Here is an 18,195-nt window from a genome sequence, read left to right as displayed (position 1 = left end):
TCAAACGCGCGATCTCCAAGTACAACGCCAAAGGCACCATCGACCGGACCAGCTACAAAGCCACCATCAGCATCGACATCCTGACCACACCAGACCCGTGACAGGAATCCGCAAGCTCTATCTACACGGCATTGGAGCTAGCCCCGGCCGATGTACGGCATGGCGGTCGCCATCACCGTCGCGAACTGCACATTGGCCTCCAGCGGCAGCTCCGCCATGTGCCGCACGGTGCGGGCGACATCGGTGACGTCCATGGTCGGTTCCACCGCGATCCGCCCGTCCGCCTGCCGCACCCCCCGGGTCATCGCCGCGGTCATCTCCGTGGCGGCGTTGCCGATGTCGATCTGCCCGCAGGCGATCCGGTACGGGCGGCCGTCCAGCGACAGTGACTTGGTCAGACCCGTCACGGCGTGCTTGGTCGCGGTGTACGCGACCGAGTTCGGCCGCGGCACGTGTGCGGAGATCGAGCCGTTGTTGATGATCCGGCCGCCCTGCGGGTCCTGGGCGCGCATCTGCCGGAACGCGGCGCGCGCGCAGAGGAAGGCCCCGGTCAGGTTGAGGTCGACCACGGCCCGCCACTCGGCGACGTCCAGCTCGTCCACCGGGGCAGGGGGGCCGAACGTGCCCGCGTTGTTGAACAGCAAGTCGACCCGGCCGAAGCGGGCGACGGCCGCGGCGAAGAGCGCGTCCACGGCCGCCGGGTCGGTGACGTCGGTCGGCACCACGGCCGTGCCGGCCGCGCCGGTGCCGCACAGCCGGGCCGTCTCGTGGAGCGGATCGCCCCGGCGCCCGGCGAGGACGAGCCGCCAGCCACCGGCCGCGAGCTCCGCCGCTACGGCGCGGCCCACGCCGCTGCCGGCTCCGGTGACGACGGCGGTGCGGCGGTCGATCGGCTGGGACACGGCGGGCTCCTCTGGCGGGGCGGGGCGGGTGGGGGTGGACACGGGGTGCGGGTGACGGGTCTCGGCCGGCGGCCGGGTGGCTCGATCGTTCCCGATCCCGGGGGCCGCGTCACTGGTACGAGGATCCAAGGCTCGCCCCGTCCTGCCGGGCGGCGGGTTGTGCGCCCCGCCGTCCGAGCGCGCCCCGCCGTCCGAGCGCGCGCCCGGCCGTGCGCTCGGCCGGGCGGGCGGCTCCGCACCCGCGACGCCGTCAGGGCCGCCTCCTCACCGACCCCGCCGACCGGCGGGGATCCGCCCCCGCCGGTCGGCAGGGAGGCTTGGCAGCCTTTACCCGATCGGGAACAAACATTGGGTCTGCGCTGGTCCGCGCGCAACCGGCCCACCCCGGTCCACGTCATAAGATCGCAGGACGGCACGCCACCCCGCAGGGCGGCGCGCCGCCTCCCGGGGGTCTCGCAGGTAGCCGCGCCCCGGGCCTGTCCGGCCCCACCCGGGGCCACCGCCCTTGCTCCCCCGGAGCGGGCGCGACACCGGTCGGAGAGTTCTCACCGTGCAGCCGCAGTCCACCCGTTTCCGCGCCGTGCTGACCGGCGCCACCGCCTTCACCCTGGCCGCCGTCCTGGCGGCCTGTGGCAGTACGGACGGCAGCGCCAAGGGCGACGCGGTGAAGGGCGGCGGCGCCGCGACGGGCGCCGGCGGCGCCTCGCCCTCGACGCCCTCCTCCTCGGGCACCTCGCCCTCGGGCACCTCGCCCTCGGGCACCGCGTCCTCGGGTACCTCGCCGTCGGGCACCGCGTCGTCCTCCGCCCCCGGCTCCCCGACGGCCGGTTCCACCTCGACCTCCGCCGCGCCGGTTGCGCCGCCCCAGAGCGCCACCGGCAAGGTGTTGATGCCCACGGGTCCGGCCGCCGCCTTCACCAAGGCCCGGGACACCGCCGCCGGCCAGATCGTCATGACCACGCTGAACGGCCCCAAGTCCGGTGTCTCCGGCAAGGTCTGGGTCTGGCTGCCGCCGGAGTACAACGACCCGAAGTACGCCCGGACCGGCTTCCCGGTGCTCACCCTCTACGCGGGCGGCCAGAGCGCCGGCTACAACACCTGGACCGACAACCAGCTGCCGATCCAGGAGTACGGCGCGGACCTCTCCAAGCAGGGCAAGGCGCACCCCTTCATCATGGTGATGCCGGTGCAGAACCTCGACTCCAACGAGGCCAAGGCCCTGGAGTGCGCGGACATCCCGGGCCAGCCGAAGATGGGCACCTGGATGGCCGAGGACATCCCCGACTTCGTCCGGGCCAACTTCCGCACCGTGAAGGGCCGCGACGGCTGGGGCCTGATGGGCGCCTCCACCGGCGCGTTCTGCAGTGCGAAGCTCGCCCTCCAGCACCCGGACAAGTTCAAGGCCGCCGTCCCGATCGACGGCTACTTCGTCCCGGACTCGCCGCTCTGGAAGGGACACGACGCCGAGCGGCAGGCCAACAGCCCCGAACTGCTGGTCACCCAGGGCAAGGCCGACGTGCGGATCCTCGCCACCGCCGGCGGCGCCAACGCGTACGAGATGAAGCTGGTCAAGGCGTGGGCCGCCAAGGCCGCGCCGCCGCTCACCGTCGAGTACTACGAGCAGCCCGGCGGCAAGCACCTGACCAGCGACTTCAAGAAGATGATCCCGGACACCCTGCAGTGGCTCAGCAAGAACCTCGCAGGACCGCAGGCCGACTGAGCCGTGCTCGTGCCGAGCCCCGTGCCGGGCACCCGGCGCGGGGCTCAGCGGCACGCGGAGCCCCGCCGGCCCTCGTCGACCGCCCGGACGAACCCGCGCTCCTCGTCAGCTCCCGCCGGCCCGCCGGCCTACCGCCGTGCGTCGCCCCCCTTCCGCCCGCCCCCCTTCCGCCCGCCCGCCCGCCGGGTCGGCGGGCGTCGTCCGGGCGTGGCTGTGCGCCTTCCGGTGGCATCCGTCCTCGCCGTCCCTCCTTCGTTCCCCGGTGCGCCGGACGAACCTCACCCCCTGCACGGAGTGGGGCCGGAGGGATCTCGCGTCTCCCGAGAGTCCGGGGGGAACCCTGCGCCGGGCCCCTGACCTGCACGTCAATCGGACATTGATTCCGTCCTGATGTGCTCTGCCCACTGTGGTGGGACAGCCGGCCCGCCAGCTGTGCCCAGGTCGAGCCCAGCCCAGCCAAGCCGTGAAGAGAGTGCCATGCCCAGCCACCTGTTGCCCGTAGCGTCTCCGTCCGTCCCCGCCCAGGGGGGCTCGTCGCGTGAGCGCACCGCCGACGAGGAACCGCAGGCCGTCCGCTTCGCCGGGCTGAAGCTGGTACACGCCGCGCTCCGCCGGGACCTCGCCCGGTTGCCCAACGCGCTCCGGCTGATCCAGCCCGGCGAGGACGAGAAGGGTGCCGCACTGTTGCGGCACTGGAACTTCGTCACCACCATGCTGACCTGCCACCACGAGCAGCAGGACACCAGGATCTGGCCGATCGTCAGCCGGTTCGCGCCCGAGCTGCGGCTGCTGCTCAACTGGCTGGAGGCCGACCACCACAACCTCGATCACTCCTTCACCCGGGTCACCACCCTGGTCCGGATCGCCAGCCGGGACGCCGGCTCGGTCTGGCCGGTGGCCTACGCGATCGAGGACCTGGCGGCGCGGCTGGAGACCCATCTGAGGATCGAGGAGCGGCAGCTGCTGCCCCGGATGGAGCGGGTCTTCACGGAGAACTCCCGGGTCGGCAGCCTGTCCGAGCTGCTGGACGTGCTGCACGTCGCGGGCGGGCCGGGCACCGCCGACGCGCTCGCCTGGCTGCTGGACGGCGTCGAACCGGCGACGGTCGAGCGGTTGGTGGCGGACTGCGACGACGCGGTGGCCCGGCACTGGCCGCACTGGCAGGCGACCTACCAGCGCTGCACGGCGCCGCTGTGGGGGACGCCCGAGTCCTGGGACGTCGCCGGGGACTGACCCGCGGGCCTTTTTCGTGGCCTCGTTCTACGCGCGTGGCACGGGACGCCGACACATGTCAGTGGCACATGCCGATCGCGTCGGGGCACGGTTCGGTGCAGAACGGGCCGGGGGGAGGGCCTCGGTGGAGATCCTCTTCGGACCTCCAACTCCGTTCGACCCCTAGGGGTTTCGACCCATCCGTCTCCGAGGTGCGACCGCCCGCGCGGTCCGGGGCCGACCAGGGAGCGGGTACCGCCGAGGGGCGATGGCCGGCGCGGGAGACGCCCCTACCGTCGATGCCATGACCAGTGCGCCGACCGCTTCGCACCGCGACCGCCACCGCGACCGCCACCGCCACGACGACCGTGACTTCGACCGATCCGACCGTCACGACCACCCCGACCGCCCCGACCGCCGCGCAGGGCACCGGCCCGCTCCCGGGGCGGCCCGCCGCCTTGGCCCGGTCGCCCGCTCGGCCGCCCTCGCCGCAGGCGCCGTGCTGCTGCTCGGCGCCGGGCTCACCGCCTGCAAGGGCGGCGCCTCGCTCTGCCTCAGCGACGACAGTTGCGACGTCGTCGTCCGCACCGACAACGCCGACTCCACCCACACCGTCGAGGTGTTCGGCGGCGACCGGACCGTCCGGCTGACCGTCGGCCGGATCACCGACACCACGGCCGAGGTCAGGCTCGGCGAGGAGACCAGGACCCTCACCGAGGACACCGAGACCGCCGTCGGTACGGCGAAGATCACCCTCCGCCATGCCGACGCACGTGGGCACACAGCCGAACTCCACGTCGTCCGCTGACCGTCGGCGCCTCCGCCGCCGCCTCGCGACCGCCGGGGAGAGCCAAGGGGGTAGCCGCTGCGGGCACTGTTGCCGTGGTCCCCGAACGCGGTTACTCCGGCAGGCGGTTGAGCCAGACCATCGGCGTGACCGTGATCGCCACCTCCGGCGAGCCGTCCCACTTCACCGGCAGCCCCACCTCCTTGAGCGCCGAGACCACCTCGCGCCCGACCCGGACCGTCCGCCGGACGGCCGCCTCCGTCGACTCGCCGTCCACCTGGAAACCGCCGTACCGCAGCATCAACGAACCGCCGGTGGCGACCCGTTCGGTGTCCTGCTGGTGGAAGAAGACGAAGCCGCGCGAGTCCTCGTCGGCCTCGCCGCCGATCTCCGCGTATCCGCAGCTCGCACAGCAGGTGAAGTCCATCGCGGCGACGATGCCCTGCTCCTCCAGGGTGTCGAAGGCGGCCTCCAGCCGGTCGACGTCGGTCGTCTCCGGCCAGGACGCCTGTTCCTCCAGACGTGCCCGCCACAGCGGAGCGACGATCCGCTCCGCCTCCTCCGCCGTCAGTCCCTGGTCGTCGAGGTCCTCGACCAGGGACTCGACTATCTCGTCCGGCTCCTGGAAGCCGCACCGGATCAGCTCGCGGGCCCGTTCCTCGGCGTCCCGCAGCGCGTCGGCGGCAAGAGTGGTGTGCGCGGTGTCCTGGTCCATGCCCGTATCCAAGCACCTACCGCTGACAATCCGTCCGGCCGTCCGGGGCCCGCGGAGCAGGGCCACGGACCGGACCGCCGACAAGCCGGCGGACCGGTGCTGCCGCCTCCCCGGTCCGCCCCCTGACGACGCGTCCGCTCAGCCCGCCGCGAGCCGGAACTCCAGGTTGCCGAACCGTACCTGGTCGCCCGGTCGGACCCGCACCCCGCCGGCGATCCGGTACCCGTTCACGTGGGTGCCGTTGGTCGACCCGAGGTCGTACAGCACCCAGTCCTCGCCCTCGCGCCGCAGCTCGGCGTGGTGCCGGGAGACCGAGGCGTCGTTCAGCCGCAGCCCCGACCCGGGGATCCGGCCTATCGTCAACTTCCGTGCGCCGGCGTGCGGGAGGCTCAGGCCCGGCAGCCGTTCGACGCGCCAGGCCCCGCGCAGCCGCACCCCGAACGCCGACACCCGGCCGACCGCCCGCAGCACGAACCGTCCGACCGGGTTCCCGGCCGGCAGGTCCGCCATCGCGGCGTTCAGCTCGGACCGGCTGCTCGCGTGGAGGACGAGGTCCAGCCGTCCGAGGAAGGTGTCGTGCGACAGCCGGCCGCTGCCGGCGCCGTCCCTCAGCACGTCGAGAGCCTGCTCCCGCTCGGCCTCGGACGGCCGGACCACGTGTGTCCGGATCTCTGGAGACGTCATGGCCTGATTGTCGGCTCGTCTCCGCCCGCCTGTCCAGGCTCCCGTGCGCAGCCGACCGGTCGACCGTGCGCGGCGCCCCCGCCCGGTACGCCGTCCGGTACGCCGCTCGATCCGGCGTGGCTCCGTCCGTCGGGCCCGGCCCGGCGATCCGTACGAGCGGGTGGCCGGGCAGTGCGGCGGGGAGGCGGGCGCGCGGTGGGGCGCGGAGGCCGCCGGTGGCCGGATCAGGTCTTCCTGGCGGCTGCCAGGATCTTGACGGTGGTGTGCAGGAAGCGCGAAGTCGCCGCGCCCCGGTAGGACTTGCCGAAGAGGGAACCGCTGGTCACCCACTTGCCGTCCTTCAGGTGCACCACCACGTAGGCGGTGCCGGCGTCGGCCCCGATCACCTCGTAGTCGCCCTTCGGCGAGGTGTACGGGACCGGGAAGTCCGTGGGCAGCGGCTCGGAGAGGAAGTTCACCGTCAGCCGGACGTCAGGGGTCACCTCGACGCCGGCGAAGGGCTCGGCGGCGAGCACGGCCTCGACCTCGTCGACGGTCCGCAGCAGCACCGGCACGGGATAGCCGAGCGAGTCGGCCAGGTGCTGTTCGATCCGGTCGGTGAGGGCGGCGCGGTCCGCCGGGCCGAGGGCGTCGGCGGCGAAGAAGACGTTGCCGCTCTGGATGTACGAGCCGACGCGCTCCAGGCCGAGTTCGGCGAAGAGGGCGCGCAGCCGTTCCATCCGCACCGTCCGGCCGCCGACGTTGACGGCCCGCAGAAAGGCGATGTACGTGGTCGTGGTGGTCACCCGGCCAGTCTGGCACCGGCCACCGACACCCGGCCCGCGCGCGGTCCTCCGGCGCATGCCCCGGGCCTCCCGCGTGCGGCGCGTGCGTACGCGCCGCACGCCCGGGCGGCCGTCGGTACCGGGTGCCAGACTGGCGCCATGGCTACCTGGCAGGACTTCGAGCACGAGGCGCCGGACCTCGCCCCCGCCGTGCGGGCCCGGTTCGAGGCCAACAAGCACCACGTCCTGGCGACGCTCCGCAAGGACGGTTCCCCCCGGGTCAGCGGCACCGAGGTGGACTTCATCGGCGCGGACCTGATGCTCGGGTCGATGGGCGGAGCGGTCAAGGCCGCGGACCTCCGCCGCGACGCCCGCTTCGCCCTGCACAGCAACCCGAGCGACGAGACGCTCGCGGGCGGTGACTCCAAGGTCTCCGGCCGGGCCGTCGAGTTGACCGACGCCGCCGAGGTCGCCGCTTACGAGGCCGACCTCCCCGAGCCGCCCTCCGGCCCGTACCACGCCTTCCGGCTGGAGCTGGAACAGGTCGTGCACACCACCGTCGAGGACGACGCGGTACGGATCAGCTCCTGGCGGCCGGGCGAGCCGGTGAGGACCGTCGAGCGCCGCTGAGGCCGTGCCCACCGGCCCGGCGCCCCGGGGGCGGGACTTCCCGGCACCCCGGCGGCGCACCCGTGACGGGCCTACGGCAGGACGGACCTGACCGCCTCGGGAGTCCGCGCGACGAGTGCGTGCCCGTCGTCCGCGGTGATGATCGGGCGCTGGATCAGGATCGGGTGCTCCGCCATGGCCGCGATCCACCGGGCCCGGTCGTCGGGCTCCCGGCTCCACTGCTTCATGCCGAGCTCCTTGGCCACCGGCTCCTCGATCCGGGTGATGTCCCACGGTTCCAACGTGAGCCGCTCCAGGACCTGCTCCAGCTCGGCGGCGCTCGGCGGATCCTCCAGATAGCGCCGCACGGTGTACTTGACGCCCGCGCCCTCCAGGACGCCGAGCGCGGCACGGCACTTCCCGCAGCGCGGGTTGATCCAGATCTCCATCCCGTCAGCCTACCGACGATCCGCACGCCGCACGCCCGCCCGTGCCGTGCCCCCGCGCCCCGCGCCCGGGCCGTGCGTCGGCCCGACGGGCCCGCCGGCACGCCCCGGGGGCGTCGCGCGACCTCCCGACGCACGCCCTCCCGTGCTCCCCTCCCCCTGCCTCCCGCACTCCCGCCGACCGGGAACTACCGCCCCCCTGTCGATGGTTGGTCCCCCGAGGGAGTCGGGTCTCTGGAGGGGAGCACCGGATGGACGGCGCAGCGATCATCGAGCAGCTCATGACCACGGAGGGGAGGATCGACCCCTACCCGCTGTACGCGCGGGCCCATGAACTGGGCGCCGCGGCCACGGCCGGCCCGGGCGGGATCATGGCGCTCGGCCATACCGCCGCCAACCAGGTGCTGCGCAACCCCGCCTTCGCCCTGGAGGACGCCGCGACCCTGGCGGGGGCCGAATCCGAGCTGTTCTCGCACGCGTCGATCGCCCTGCTCAGCCGGTCGATCCTGCAGCGGAACGCCCCCGACCACGCCCGGGTCCGTTCGCTGATCGCCTCGGCCTTCAACGCCCGCCGGGTGGCGGCGCTCCGCCCGACGATCGCGACGGCGGTGGGGCGGCTGCTCGGCGAGATGGCCGAGCGGGGTGCCGACGGCTCTCCGGTCGACTTCATGGAGGCCTTCGCCTTCCGGCTGCCGGTCGAGGTGATCTGTGAACTGCTCGGCGTCCCGGCCGCGGACCGATACCGCTTCCGCACCCTGGCGTCGGACCTCACCATCGCCCTGGAGCTGGTCGAGGACCTCGCCGAACTCGACTCCGCCGACACCGCCGCCGAGGAACTGTCCTCCTACTTCACCGGGTTGGTCGCCGAACGACTGGCCCGCCCGACCGGCGACCTGGTCAGCGACCTGGCCCGGATCGCCGCCGACTCCCCGGACCGGATCTCCGGCCAGGAGCTGCTGAGCAACCTCGTCCTGCTCCTGGTGGCCGGATTCGAGACCACCACCAACCTGCTCGGCAACGGCCTCGCCCAGCTCTTCCACCACCCGGAGGCCGCGGACGGGCTGCGCACCGGTGCGCTGCCCCCGGGGCTCTTCACGGACGAGGTGCTGCGCTTCGACTCGCCGGTCCAGCTCACCACCCGGGTCGCCGCCGCCGACGGGCTGACGGTGGCCGACCTGCCCGCGCCGCCCGGCACGGTGGTGTTCGTCATGCTGGGCGCGGCCAACCACGACCCGACCCGCTACCTGCGCCCCGAGCGCTTCGACCCGACCCGGACGGACAGCCAGCCGCTCAGCTTCGGCGGCGGGCCGCACTTCTGCCTCGGCAGTCAGCTCGCCCGCCTGGAGGCGGACGTCGCCGTGCCCGCCCTCCTCGACCGCTTCCCGAGGCTGGCCCCCGGCGGCGTGCCGACCCGCCGTGACCGCCTCGTCCTGCGGGGCTTCGACACGCTCCCCGTCACGGTCCGCTGACGCACAGGAGCAGCCCCTCGGCGTTCGTCCCCGCCCCCGCCCCGCCCTGGTCCTGCCTTCGGCCACGAGGACTGTTTGGTGGATCGATCACATTTGCGCCGGTTTCCCCCCGTTCGTCTGTCGCTTTACCTATCTTTTGTCCCTGAGGAGAGGGATCCGGGGGGTGCCCGTCAGCCACCCCGTCGGGCTGGGCGGGGTTCGGCTCCCCGAGCACCCGCCCGAAGGGAACACCCGATGGGCGCCCGCCCCGTGCGCCCCGCATACCCACGGACGCCCTCCTGCCGTACGCGCTGATCGCCGTCGTGACGGCGCTCGACGTCCTGGTCGGCGCCACGATCCTGCTCGCCCTGCTGGCGGCGCCACCGGCCCTCGCCGCCGTGGGCTCCGCGCCCCGGCGGGTCCTCCTCGTCGGAACCACCGCGCTCCCCTCGCCTGCCTGGGGGCAGCGGCCGTCAACGGCATCCCGACCTAGGAGCGCGCCTTCGTGGCCTACGGCGCGGTGGTCGCCGTGACGGCCGCGGGCGCCTGCGCCTCCGGCGCCCACCGCCGGGCCGAGGCGCACCGGAGGGACGCCGAGGAGCAGCGCCGCCTGGCCGAACGCGACCTGGCCGACGCGCAGGCCGTCGCCACGTCGCCCAGAACCTCATCCTCGGCCCGGTGCCCGCCCGCAACGGTTCGCTCGACCTGGCCGTCTCCTGCACCTCCGCCGCGGCCGGCGCCCGAGGGCCCGGATGCGCCCGGCGGCCCCCTCCCGCACACCGCGGCGGTAGGCCGCTAGCCCTTCGGGCGGCGCCGGGCGAGGAAGAAGCCGATGATCAGGCCGACCACCAGGGTCACCGTCAGGACCACCCACAGGGGCATCGTGACGTCGACGATCCACATGGTGATCGAGACCGACTCCGTGTTGGCCGCGATGAACCAGACAGCGAGGACCGCGAGGACGGCGATCCCGATCGTACGCAGCCGCAGGGCCCGGCCCTTGACCGTGACGGTCGGCGGAGCGTGCGGCGGCGGAGTGTTCTTCGCCATGCCCCCAGTATCGCGCGGCTCCCGCCGCCCCACCCGCCCAGTCGCCCGCAGCACGGCGCCGGGCCCCGTCGCACTCCGGTGAGAGCGACGGGGCCCGGGGGCGCCTGCGTGTCCGACCCGCCCGCGCCCCCGGCCGCAGCCGGGACACACGTCGCGGTGTCCGCGGTCTACAGGTCGTAGTAGAGCTCGAACTCGTGCGGATGGGGCCGGAGGGCGATGGGGGCGATCTCCTGGGTGCGCTTGAAGTCGATCCAGGTCTCGATCAGGTCGGGCGTGAAGACGTTGCCCGCGAGCAGGTACTCGTGGTCGGCCTCCAGGGCCTCCAGGACGGCCGGGAGGGAGGCCGGCACCTGGGGGACGTTGGCGTGCTCCTCGGGGGCCAGCTCGTAGAGGTCCTTGTCGACCGGCTCCAGCGGCTCGATCTTGTTCTTGATGCCGTCCAGGCCGGCCATCAGCATGGCGGCGAAGGCCAGGTACGGGTTGGAGGCCGGGTCGGGCGCGCGGAACTCGATGCGCTTGGCCTTGGCGTTGGAGCCGGTGATCGGGATGCGGATCGCGGCCGAGCGGTTGCGCTGCGAGTAGACCAGGTTGACCGGGGCCTCGAAGCCGGGCACCAGGCGGTGGTATGAGTTCACCGAGGGGTTGGTGAAGGCCAGCAGCGACGGGGCGTGCTTGAGCAGACCGCCGATGTAGTAGCGGGCGGTGTCGGAGAGCCCGGCGTAGCCCTGCTCGTCGTAGAAGAGCGGGGAGCCCTCGGTCCACAGCGACTGGTGGACGTGCATGCCCGAGCCGTTGTCGCCGAAGATCGGCTTCGGCATGAAGGTGGCGGTCTTGCCGTTGCGCCAGGCGACGTTCTTGATGATGTACTTGAACAGCATCAGGTCGTCGGCGGCGTGCAGCAGGGTGTTGTACTTGTAGTTGATCTCCGCCTGGCCGGCCGTGCCGACCTCGTGGTGCTGGCGCTCGACCTCCAGGCCGGCCTTGGCCAGCTCCAGGGACATCTCGGCGCGCAGGTCGGCGAAGTGGTCGACGGGCGGGACGGGGAAGTAGCCGCCCTTGTACTTGACCTTGTAGCCGCGCGCGTCGCCCTCGGCGGAGCCGGTGTTCCAGGCGCCCGCCTCCGAGTCGATGTGGTAGTAGGAGGCGTTGGCGCTGGTGTCGAACCGCACCGAGTCGAAGACGTAGAACTCGGCCTCGGGCCCGAAGAAGGCGGTGTCGGCGATGCCGGAGGAGGCGAGGTAGGCCTCGGCCTTCTTGGCGACGTTGCGCGGGTCGCGGCTGTAGGCCTCGCCGGTCACCGGGTCCTGGATGAAGAAGTTGATGTTGAGGTGCTTCACCTGGCGGAACGGGTCGAGCCTGGCCGTGGCGAGGTCGGGGACCAGGGCCATGTCCGACTCGTGGATGGCCTGGAAGCCACGGATCGACGAGCCGTCGAACATCAGGATCTCGGACGGGTCGAAGGTCGCCGCAGGTACGGAGAAGTGCTGCATGACGCCCGGCAGGTCGCAGAACCGGACATCGACGAACTTGACGTCGTTGTCCTGAATGAACTGCTTCACTTCGGTGGCGTTGTTGAACATTCGTCCTCCTCGGCGTGCGAATGGGGCTCACCCTAGGAATGGCCCGTTTCCGACCGGTGACCCAGTCGTTTCCTGAATGTTAACCGCCGTTGTCGGGCGGGCGGCAAAGACGTACGGGTCTGGACAAAACGCCTCGCCCTCCCAGGTGGGGCCCTCCAGGTGGTCTGGACCACTTGGAGAGGGTGACGGAAAGCCCGAGTGGTGCGGTTCACTCTTCGGTGGGCTACCCCGGGGCTACCTCGGGGCTACCCCGGGACTTCTCCGGATTCCTCGGGGGAGCCGGTGGCGGTGCCGGGTGTATGCCCGGTTAGTGTGGATCGGTGGACACCAGAGAAGCGTTGGGATCGTGGATCGACGGCCCGAAAGCGGCCGCCGAGAAGATGGGCGCCGACTTCGGCTACCGCGGTGAGCGCCTCGGGCTGCCCCAGGAGGGCCCCGGCTCGGTCGGCGGCCCCGGCCGCCGGATGGGCGCGCTGTTCGTCGACGGCTGGCTGGTCGCGCTGGTCGCCTTCGGGCTGGTCTCCAAGGGATCCCCGGCCTCGGCGAACCTGTGGACCACCCCGCTGTTCTTCACCGTCACCGTCCTGCTGATCGCCACGACGGGGACGACCGTCGGCAAGCGGCTGTTCGGCCTGCGGGTGGTCCGCCTGGACGGCAGCCGCGCCACCATCCCGCAGGTGCTGCTGCGCACGCTGCTGCTCTGCCTGGTGGTGCCGGCCCTGGTCTGGGACCGCGACACCCGGGGTCTGCACGACAAGGCGGTCGGCACGGTCGAGGTCCGGATCTGACCGCCCGGACCGCGACCCCCTGATCACCGACCGGAAACACGGAACGGCCCCGCCGCGGTAACTCCGCGGCGGGGCCGTTCCGTGTCGTAAGGGGAGGGGGTCAGCGGGCCTGGCCACCCTTGGGCATCCGGGCGCCCTTGGGCATCGGGCCCTTGGGGATCGGCGCCTTGGAGAGCAGGTCGCCCAGCGCCCGCAGGCGGTCGTTGGTCTCGGTGACCTGGGCGGCGGTGATGGCACGGGGCAGGCGCATCAGGTGGATCTGCAGCTTCTTGAGCGGAATCTCGCCCTCGCCGGTGCCCACCACGATGTCGTGCACCGGAACGTCGCCGACGATCCGCGCCATCTTCTTCTTCTCCGACGCCAGCAGCTGGCGGACCCGGTTCGGGTTGCCCTCGCCGATCAGCGCGATACCGGCCCGGCCCACGGCGCGGTAGACCGCGTCCTGGTTGCGGGTGACCGCGACCGGGGTGGAGTTCGCGCTCCAGCCCCGTCGGATGTTGTTCAGTACCGCCGCGACCGCTCCCGGCTGCCCCTCCATCTGTCCGAACGCTGCGCGCTCGGCCCTGCGCCCGAAGACGATCGCCATGGCGAGGAACGCCACGATGAAGCCCAGGATGCCCAGGTAGACAGGGTGGTCGATCGCGAAGCCGATGGCGAGGAACACGCCGAAGGTCAGCAGGCCGACGCCGGCGATGATCAGGCCGATCTTGGTGTCGACCTTCTTGGTCATGGTGTACGCCAGGCGGATCTGCTTCAGTCGCCCGGGGTTCTCGGATGTTTCCCTCGCCATAACGCTCATGGTACGTGGCGTGGGTACGGGATATCCAAGCCCGGGTACCCGTTCGCCCCGAACCGTGACCCGTGCGTGCTCGTACCGGCGCCTTCGACGGCGTCCCGCAGGGGCTCCGTCAGCGGCCCGCGGCTTTCGCCCGGGCGGTCGCGACGAGCGAGTCCCGCTCCCTGTCCGCCGCGTACTGGCGGTTCTCGCAGACCGCTGACCAGGCATTCCGCCGGGCCTGGCGCTGGCCGCCCGCCAGCAGCACGCTCTCGGCCAGCCGCAGCGCGGTGCCCACCGACCGGATACCGACCCGCATGCCGAACAGCTCCTCTCGTGGCTCGGAAGTTTTCCTGCGAGGACCCGTTCGTCCCCGCGTCCGCGCGGCCACCACGTCTCGTGGCCGAGAAAAATCGAACGACCGCGGCGGACCCATCGTCCCCACCCCGTGTTACCAGTCCGTGACCAGGCAGTCAAAGCCCGGTGAAGCGAAAGGGGCGGAGCCGAAGCTCCGCCCCTCCGATGGCGTAAAACCGTCGGCCCGCACCGGAGCGCGGCTCAGACCGCCGCCTGCTCGTGCTGCGCGCGGTGCTCCAGCGCCTGCCGGTACAGCCGCCCGGCGCGGTACGACGAGCGCACCAGCGGGCCGGACATGACCCCGGCGAAGCCGAGCTCCTCGGCCTCCTGCTGCAGCTCGACGAACTCGTGCGGCTTGACCCAGCGCTCCACCGGGTGGTGGCGCAGCGAGGGGCGCAGGTACTGGGTGATGGTGATCAGCTCGCAACCGGCCCCGACCAGGTCGGCCAGCGCCTGGCTGACCTCCTCGCGGGTCTCGCCCATGCCCAGGATCAGGTTGGACTTGGTGACCAGGCCGGCGGCCCGGGCCTGCGTGATGACGTCCAGGGAGCGCTCGTAGCGGAACGCCGGGCGGATCCGCTTGAAGATCCGCGGCACCGTCTCGACGTTGTGCGCCAGCACCTCGGGGCGGGACGAGAAGACCTCGGCGAGCTGCTCGGGCACCGCGTTGAAGTCGGGGATCAGCAGCTCGACGCCGGTGCGGCCGCTCTCGCGGCCCGCCGTCATCGCGTGCACCTGGCGGACGGTCTCGGCGTACAGCCAGGAGCCGCCGTCCGGCAGGTCGTCGCGGGCCACGCCGGTGATGGTGGCGTAGTTGAGGTCCATGGTGACGATGGACTCGGCGACACGGCGCGGCTCGTCGCGGTCGAAGTCGGCGGGCTTGCCGGTGTCGATCTGACAGAAGTCGCAGCGGCGGGTGCACTGGTCACCGCCGATGAGGAAGGTCGCCTCGCGGTCCTCCCAGCACTCGAAGATGTTGGGGCAGCCGGCCTCCTGGCAGACGGTGTGCAGCCCCTCCTTCTTCACCAGCGACTGGAGGGCGTTGTACTCCGGGCCCATCTTCGCGCGGGTCTTGATCCACTCGGGCTTCCGCTCGATGGGGGTCTCGCTGTTGCGGACCTCCAGGCGGAGAAGCTTCCTGCCGTCGGGTGCGACAGCGGACACGTGCGACTCCTAGAACTAGACGGGGTACCCCCAGGGTACGCCTGTGCTTGTACGGCCTTCGTCGGGGCAGTGGCCCTGCAATCGCAGGGCAACAGCGGTACCGGCGGGTAGATTCCCCGGAAGCCGCCCGGGACTTCGGGGTGGCGGCTCCGGGCGCGGGCGTTCGGGGCCGGGCCCGGTGGGCGGCGGCCGGAGCTCAGTGGCGGAGCGCCGGCTCCGGGAGTTCCGCGAGCACCTCGGCCAGGTGCTTCTCGACCAGCGGCAACGCTTCGGCGACCGGGAGGTCCCGTCCCAGCTCACCGGCCAGCGAGGCGACGCCGGCGTCCCGGATGCCGCACGGCACGATCTTGTCGAACCAGGTCATGTCCGGGTCGCAGTTGAGCGCGAAGCCGTGCATGGTCACCCCGCGCGCGACCCGGACGCCGATCGCGGCGAGCTTGCGGTCGTCGCCGCGCTGCCCGGCGTTGGAGGGCGCGTACTCGGGGCCGGCGAGGCGCGGGTCGATGCCCAGCGGCAGGCCCATCCGCAGCGTGAGTTTGCCGATGTCCACCACCTGCGACGGGTCCACCACCGCGTCCGGGATGCTGTCGCCCAGCACCCAGACGCCGCTGCGGCCCTCGATCCGGGTGGTCTCCACGCCGGACGCGCCGCAGGCGCGGATCAGGGCCTCCTCCAGTCGGCGCACGTACGCGATCACGTCGATCGGATCGGGCAGCTTCACGATCGGGTAGCCGACCAGCTGGCCCGGGCCGTGCCAGGTGATCTCGCCGCCCCGGTTGACCTCGACCACCGGGGTGCCGTCCAGCGGCAGGTCGGCGGGGTTGGTGCGCTTGCCCATGGTGTACACCGGCGGGTGCTCCAGCAGCAGCACCGTGTCCGGGATCTCGTCCGCGACCCGCAGGGCGTGCAGCCGCTGCTGCTCCTCCCAGGCCTCCTGGTAGGGCACGGAGCCCTCGCCTATGCCCATCCGCACGAAACGTACGTTCTCGCTCACCAACTGCTCCTTGCCAGGCGTTCGAGACCAACCTGGCCACTGTACGCCCGCCCGCCGAGGGGCCGTCCAGGTGCCTGCGGCCGTGCTCGCCCCCCGTGCTCGCCCCCGTCCCGCGCCCGGCCCGCGACCCGGTCGCCGCCGTCGTGGCCGCTCAGGTGTCCGAGAGCAGCTGCAGCCGGAGGGCCAGCTGGAGCTCCAGCGAGCGCTCGGGGTGGTTCCAGTCCCGTCCCAGCAGCACTTCGACCCGGTCCAGCCTCTGCACCACCGTGTTCACGTGGACGTGCAGCTCGTCCTTGGCCCGGGTGAGGCTGCCGCCGCAGTCGAAGTAGGCGCGCAGGGTGCGGACCAGCTCGGTGCCGCGCCGGCCGTCGTAGTCCAGCAGCGGGCCGAGCGTCGCCCGGACGAAGCCGTCCACGTCGTGGCCGTCGCCGAGCAGGACGCCGAGGAAGCCGAGCGCCCGGGCCGAGGCTCCGTCCCCGGCCCGGCCCAGGACCCGCAGTGCCCGCACGCAGCGCAGGCCCTCGGCGTGGGCGGCGGCGAGCGCCACCGGTCCGGCGGCGGGGCGGCCGGCGCCCACGGTGACCGGGAACCCGGCCAGCCGGGCGAGCCGCTCGGCGGCCTGCTCGGCCGCCCGCAGGGCGGCGTCCCCGCCCTCGTCGGCGCCGTCGGGGACGAGCAGCACCACCGCCTCGCCGTGCTCCGCGCTGATCCCCCTGGAGCCGAACAGGTACCGTCCGGCCGCGCCGGCCAGCCGGGAGCGGTCGCCGGCGGCGGTGGAGGCCGCGCCCGCCGCCGTGGTTCCACCGGCCGGTTCGGCCGGTTCGGCGACCAGGACCAGGTGCGGTCGGCCGAGGTCCACGCCGAGCCGCCGGCCGCGCGCGGTCAGCCCGGCCGGGTCCCGCTCGGGGGCGGTGAGCAGGTCCGTCAGCAGTTCGCCGCGGACCCGGTTCTCCGTCTCGGCGACCGAACGGCGCAGCAGCAGGAGCAGCGCGGTCACCACACCGGCCCGCTCGAACAGCCGCCGGTCGGCGTCGTCGAGGTCCGGGCGACCGCGCAGCACCAGGGTGCCGAGCTGCTCCTGGCCGGCCAGTACCGCGCAGACCCAGGCGTCGCCGTGCGGGACCGAGCGGCCCTCGGCGCGGGACGCGGCGGCGGCTTCGGCGAGCCCGGCTCCGGGCCCGGACCGTCCGGCCAGCGGCTCGCCCTCGGCGTCCAGGACCGTTATCCCGCCGCCGAGGAGGGCGGCCACGGCGGCCGCCACGTCCGGCACCTCGGCACCGCGCAGGACCAGGTCGGTCAGCCGGTCGTGGCCCTGCTCGGCGCGCTGGACGGCGTCGGAGTGGGCGCGGATCAGCGCGTTGGCGGTGTTCAGCTCGGCGAGCGCGGCCCGGGTGTCGGCCAGCGACTTGGCGGTGTCCAGGGCGATCGCGGCGTGTGCGGCCAGGGTGCAGAGCAGCGCGACCTCGTCGGGGGAGAAGGTGCGCGGCGAGCGGTCGGCGGCGAACAGGACGCCGATGACCCGGCCGCCGAGGAGCAGCGGCACTCCGATGATCGCCACCAGGCCCTCGTCCAGGACGCCCGCGTCGATGGTGCCGGTGTGGTGGAACCGGTCGTCGGCGCGGTAGTCGGGGGAGGCGTACGGGCGGGCGGTCTGTGCGACCAGCCCGCCGAGTCCGTCGCCGAGGCTGAGCCGCAGGGTCTGGAAGAGGACGGACACCGAGCCGTCGGTGACCCGCATGTAGGTGTCGCCGGCGGCCTCGTCCGGGAGGGTCAGGTAGGCGGTGTCGGTGCCGAGCAGCATGCGGGCCCGGCGGACGATGGCCTGCAGCACGGTGTCGAGGTCCCGGGAGGCGGCGAGGTCCCCGGCGGTGTCGAAGAGGGCGGTCAGCTCGGCCTCGCGGCGACGGTGCTGACGCAGCGTCCGGTGCACGCGCAGCGCCTGCCAGGTGGCCTCGTCGATCTCGTCCAGGACGGCGGCCGGCGCACCCCGGCGGCGGGCTTCGGCGAGCACGTCGGTGAAGTCCTCGGTGGCGGCGCCGGAGGCGAGCAGGTCGAGGAGCTTCCGGAGCGCCGGCGCCGAGCCGGGCTGAAGGTCGTTCGCGGCGAGGTCGTTCGTGGCGCGGTCGTTGATGGCGCGGTCGTTCACGGGTGCGGCCGCCAATCGGCAGTGGGTCTCAAGCCCTGGGGAGGGAAGCGCGAT

The 18,195-nt window shown here is 72.9% G+C and carries 18 protein-coding genes; 6 read left to right on the top strand and 12 right to left on the bottom strand.

Annotated elements, in window-relative coordinates; genetic code table 11:
• Positions 1–137: 137 nt before the first annotated feature.
• Positions 138–902: an SDR family oxidoreductase gene (locus PUR56_RS19880; RefSeq protein ID WP_329949915.1), complete on the bottom strand. Its 765-nt coding sequence runs from the start codon at positions 900–902 to the stop codon at positions 138–140.
• Between the two features lie 550 nt (positions 903–1,452).
• On the opposite strand from PUR56_RS19880, the gene PUR56_RS19875 reads away from it, so the two are divergent.
• The 3 genes from PUR56_RS19875 (at position 1,453) to PUR56_RS19865 (ending at position 4,642) form a co-directional block, all read left to right on the top strand.
• Positions 1,453–2,622 (top strand): alpha/beta hydrolase, encoded by a 1,170-nt coding sequence (locus PUR56_RS19875; protein ID WP_329949914.1) that lies wholly within the window; start codon positions 1,453–1,455, stop codon positions 2,620–2,622.
• 477 nt (positions 2,623–3,099) lie between these two features.
• A complete protein-coding gene (locus tag PUR56_RS19870; RefSeq protein ID WP_329949913.1) occupies positions 3,100–3,855 on the top strand; it encodes a hemerythrin domain-containing protein in 756 nt (251 codons plus the stop codon).
• Between the two features lie 283 nt (positions 3,856–4,138).
• Positions 4,139–4,642, top strand: a complete 504-nt coding sequence (locus PUR56_RS19865; RefSeq protein WP_329949912.1) for a hypothetical protein — start codon at positions 4,139–4,141, stop codon at positions 4,640–4,642.
• 91 nt (positions 4,643–4,733) lie between these two features.
• On the opposite strand, the gene PUR56_RS19860 is transcribed toward PUR56_RS19865, so the two are convergent.
• The 3 genes from PUR56_RS19860 to PUR56_RS19850 all read right to left on the bottom strand — a co-directional run bounded on the left by PUR56_RS19860 (position 4,734) and on the right by PUR56_RS19850 (position 6,805).
• Positions 4,734–5,336 carry a DUF6891 domain-containing protein gene (locus PUR56_RS19860; RefSeq protein WP_329881723.1) on the bottom strand — a complete coding sequence of 201 codons (603 nt, stop codon included), beginning with the start codon at positions 5,334–5,336 and terminating at the stop codon, positions 4,734–4,736.
• 138 nt (positions 5,337–5,474) lie between these two features.
• Complete coding sequence (locus tag PUR56_RS19855) at positions 5,475–6,020, bottom strand: DUF1707 and FHA domain-containing protein (RefSeq protein ID WP_329949911.1); 546 nt, start codon at positions 6,018–6,020, stop codon at positions 5,475–5,477.
• 224 nt (positions 6,021–6,244) lie between these two features.
• Positions 6,245–6,805, bottom strand: a complete 561-nt coding sequence (locus PUR56_RS19850; RefSeq protein WP_329881721.1) for a DUF1697 domain-containing protein — start codon at positions 6,803–6,805, stop codon at positions 6,245–6,247.
• A gap of 138 nt (positions 6,806–6,943) precedes the next feature.
• On the opposite strand from PUR56_RS19850, the gene PUR56_RS19845 reads away from it, so the two are divergent.
• Positions 6,944–7,414: a pyridoxamine 5'-phosphate oxidase family protein gene (locus PUR56_RS19845; RefSeq protein ID WP_329881720.1), complete on the top strand. Its 471-nt coding sequence runs from the start codon at positions 6,944–6,946 to the stop codon at positions 7,412–7,414.
• Positions 7,415–7,485: 71 nt separating this feature from the next.
• Here the strand turns inward: PUR56_RS19845 and PUR56_RS19840 are convergent, their stop codons facing one another.
• Positions 7,486–7,842, bottom strand: coding sequence for an arsenate reductase family protein (locus PUR56_RS19840; protein ID WP_329949910.1), 357 nt, complete (start codon positions 7,840–7,842; stop codon positions 7,486–7,488).
• A gap of 248 nt (positions 7,843–8,090) precedes the next feature.
• Between PUR56_RS19840 and PUR56_RS19835 the strand changes: the two genes are divergently transcribed.
• Positions 8,091–9,308, top strand: coding sequence for a cytochrome P450 (locus PUR56_RS19835; RefSeq protein ID WP_329949909.1), 1,218 nt, complete (start codon positions 8,091–8,093; stop codon positions 9,306–9,308).
• 774 nt (positions 9,309–10,082) lie between these two features.
• Here the strand turns inward: PUR56_RS19835 and PUR56_RS19830 are convergent.
• Together PUR56_RS19830 and glnA are read right to left on the bottom strand one after the other, a co-directional pair.
• The gene (locus PUR56_RS19830) at positions 10,083–10,337 is read right to left on the bottom strand and encodes a DUF1049 domain-containing protein (protein ID WP_329949908.1); all 255 of its coding nucleotides are present in this window, start codon (positions 10,335–10,337) and stop codon (positions 10,083–10,085) included.
• A 167-nt stretch (positions 10,338–10,504) separates the two neighbouring features.
• Positions 10,505–11,917 carry a type I glutamate--ammonia ligase gene (glnA, locus tag PUR56_RS19825; protein WP_329881714.1) on the bottom strand — a complete coding sequence of 471 codons (1,413 nt, stop codon included), beginning with the start codon at positions 11,915–11,917 and terminating at the stop codon, positions 10,505–10,507.
• A 320-nt stretch (positions 11,918–12,237) separates the two neighbouring features.
• On the opposite strand from glnA, the gene PUR56_RS19820 reads away from it, so the two are divergent.
• Complete coding sequence (locus tag PUR56_RS19820; protein ID WP_329881713.1) at positions 12,238–12,705, top strand: RDD family protein; 468 nt, start codon at positions 12,238–12,240, stop codon at positions 12,703–12,705.
• A gap of 100 nt (positions 12,706–12,805) precedes the next feature.
• Here the strand turns inward: PUR56_RS19820 and PUR56_RS19815 are convergent, their stop codons facing one another.
• The 5 genes from PUR56_RS19815 to PUR56_RS19795 form a co-directional block, all read right to left on the bottom strand.
• On the bottom strand, positions 12,806–13,495 hold the full coding sequence (locus PUR56_RS19815; RefSeq protein WP_329881711.1) for a DUF4191 domain-containing protein: 690 nt from the start codon (positions 13,493–13,495) through the stop codon (positions 12,806–12,808).
• Positions 13,496–13,613: 118 nt separating this feature from the next.
• The gene (locus tag PUR56_RS19810; RefSeq protein ID WP_329949907.1) at positions 13,614–13,799 is read right to left on the bottom strand and encodes a hypothetical protein; all 186 of its coding nucleotides are present in this window, start codon (positions 13,797–13,799) and stop codon (positions 13,614–13,616) included.
• Positions 13,800–14,038: 239 nt separating this feature from the next.
• On the bottom strand, positions 14,039–15,001 hold the full coding sequence (locus PUR56_RS19805) for a lipoyl synthase (protein ID WP_329881708.1): 963 nt from the start codon (positions 14,999–15,001) through the stop codon (positions 14,039–14,041).
• A 196-nt stretch (positions 15,002–15,197) separates the two neighbouring features.
• Positions 15,198–15,968: a lipoyl(octanoyl) transferase LipB gene (gene lipB / locus PUR56_RS19800; RefSeq protein ID WP_443034534.1), complete on the bottom strand. Its 771-nt coding sequence runs from the start codon at positions 15,966–15,968 to the stop codon at positions 15,198–15,200.
• Between the two features lie 178 nt (positions 15,969–16,146).
• Positions 16,147–18,126, bottom strand: a complete 1,980-nt coding sequence (locus tag PUR56_RS19795) for a helix-turn-helix domain-containing protein (protein WP_329949917.1) — start codon at positions 18,124–18,126, stop codon at positions 16,147–16,149.
• Between the last annotated feature and the right edge of the window lie 69 nt (positions 18,127–18,195).

The sequence above is a fragment of the Streptomyces sp. BE303 genome (assembly GCF_036290945.1).
In the GTDB taxonomy this organism is placed as follows: Bacteria; Actinomycetota; Actinomycetes; order Streptomycetales; family Streptomycetaceae; genus Kitasatospora.
This window is presented reverse-complemented; position numbering and strand designations above follow the sequence as displayed.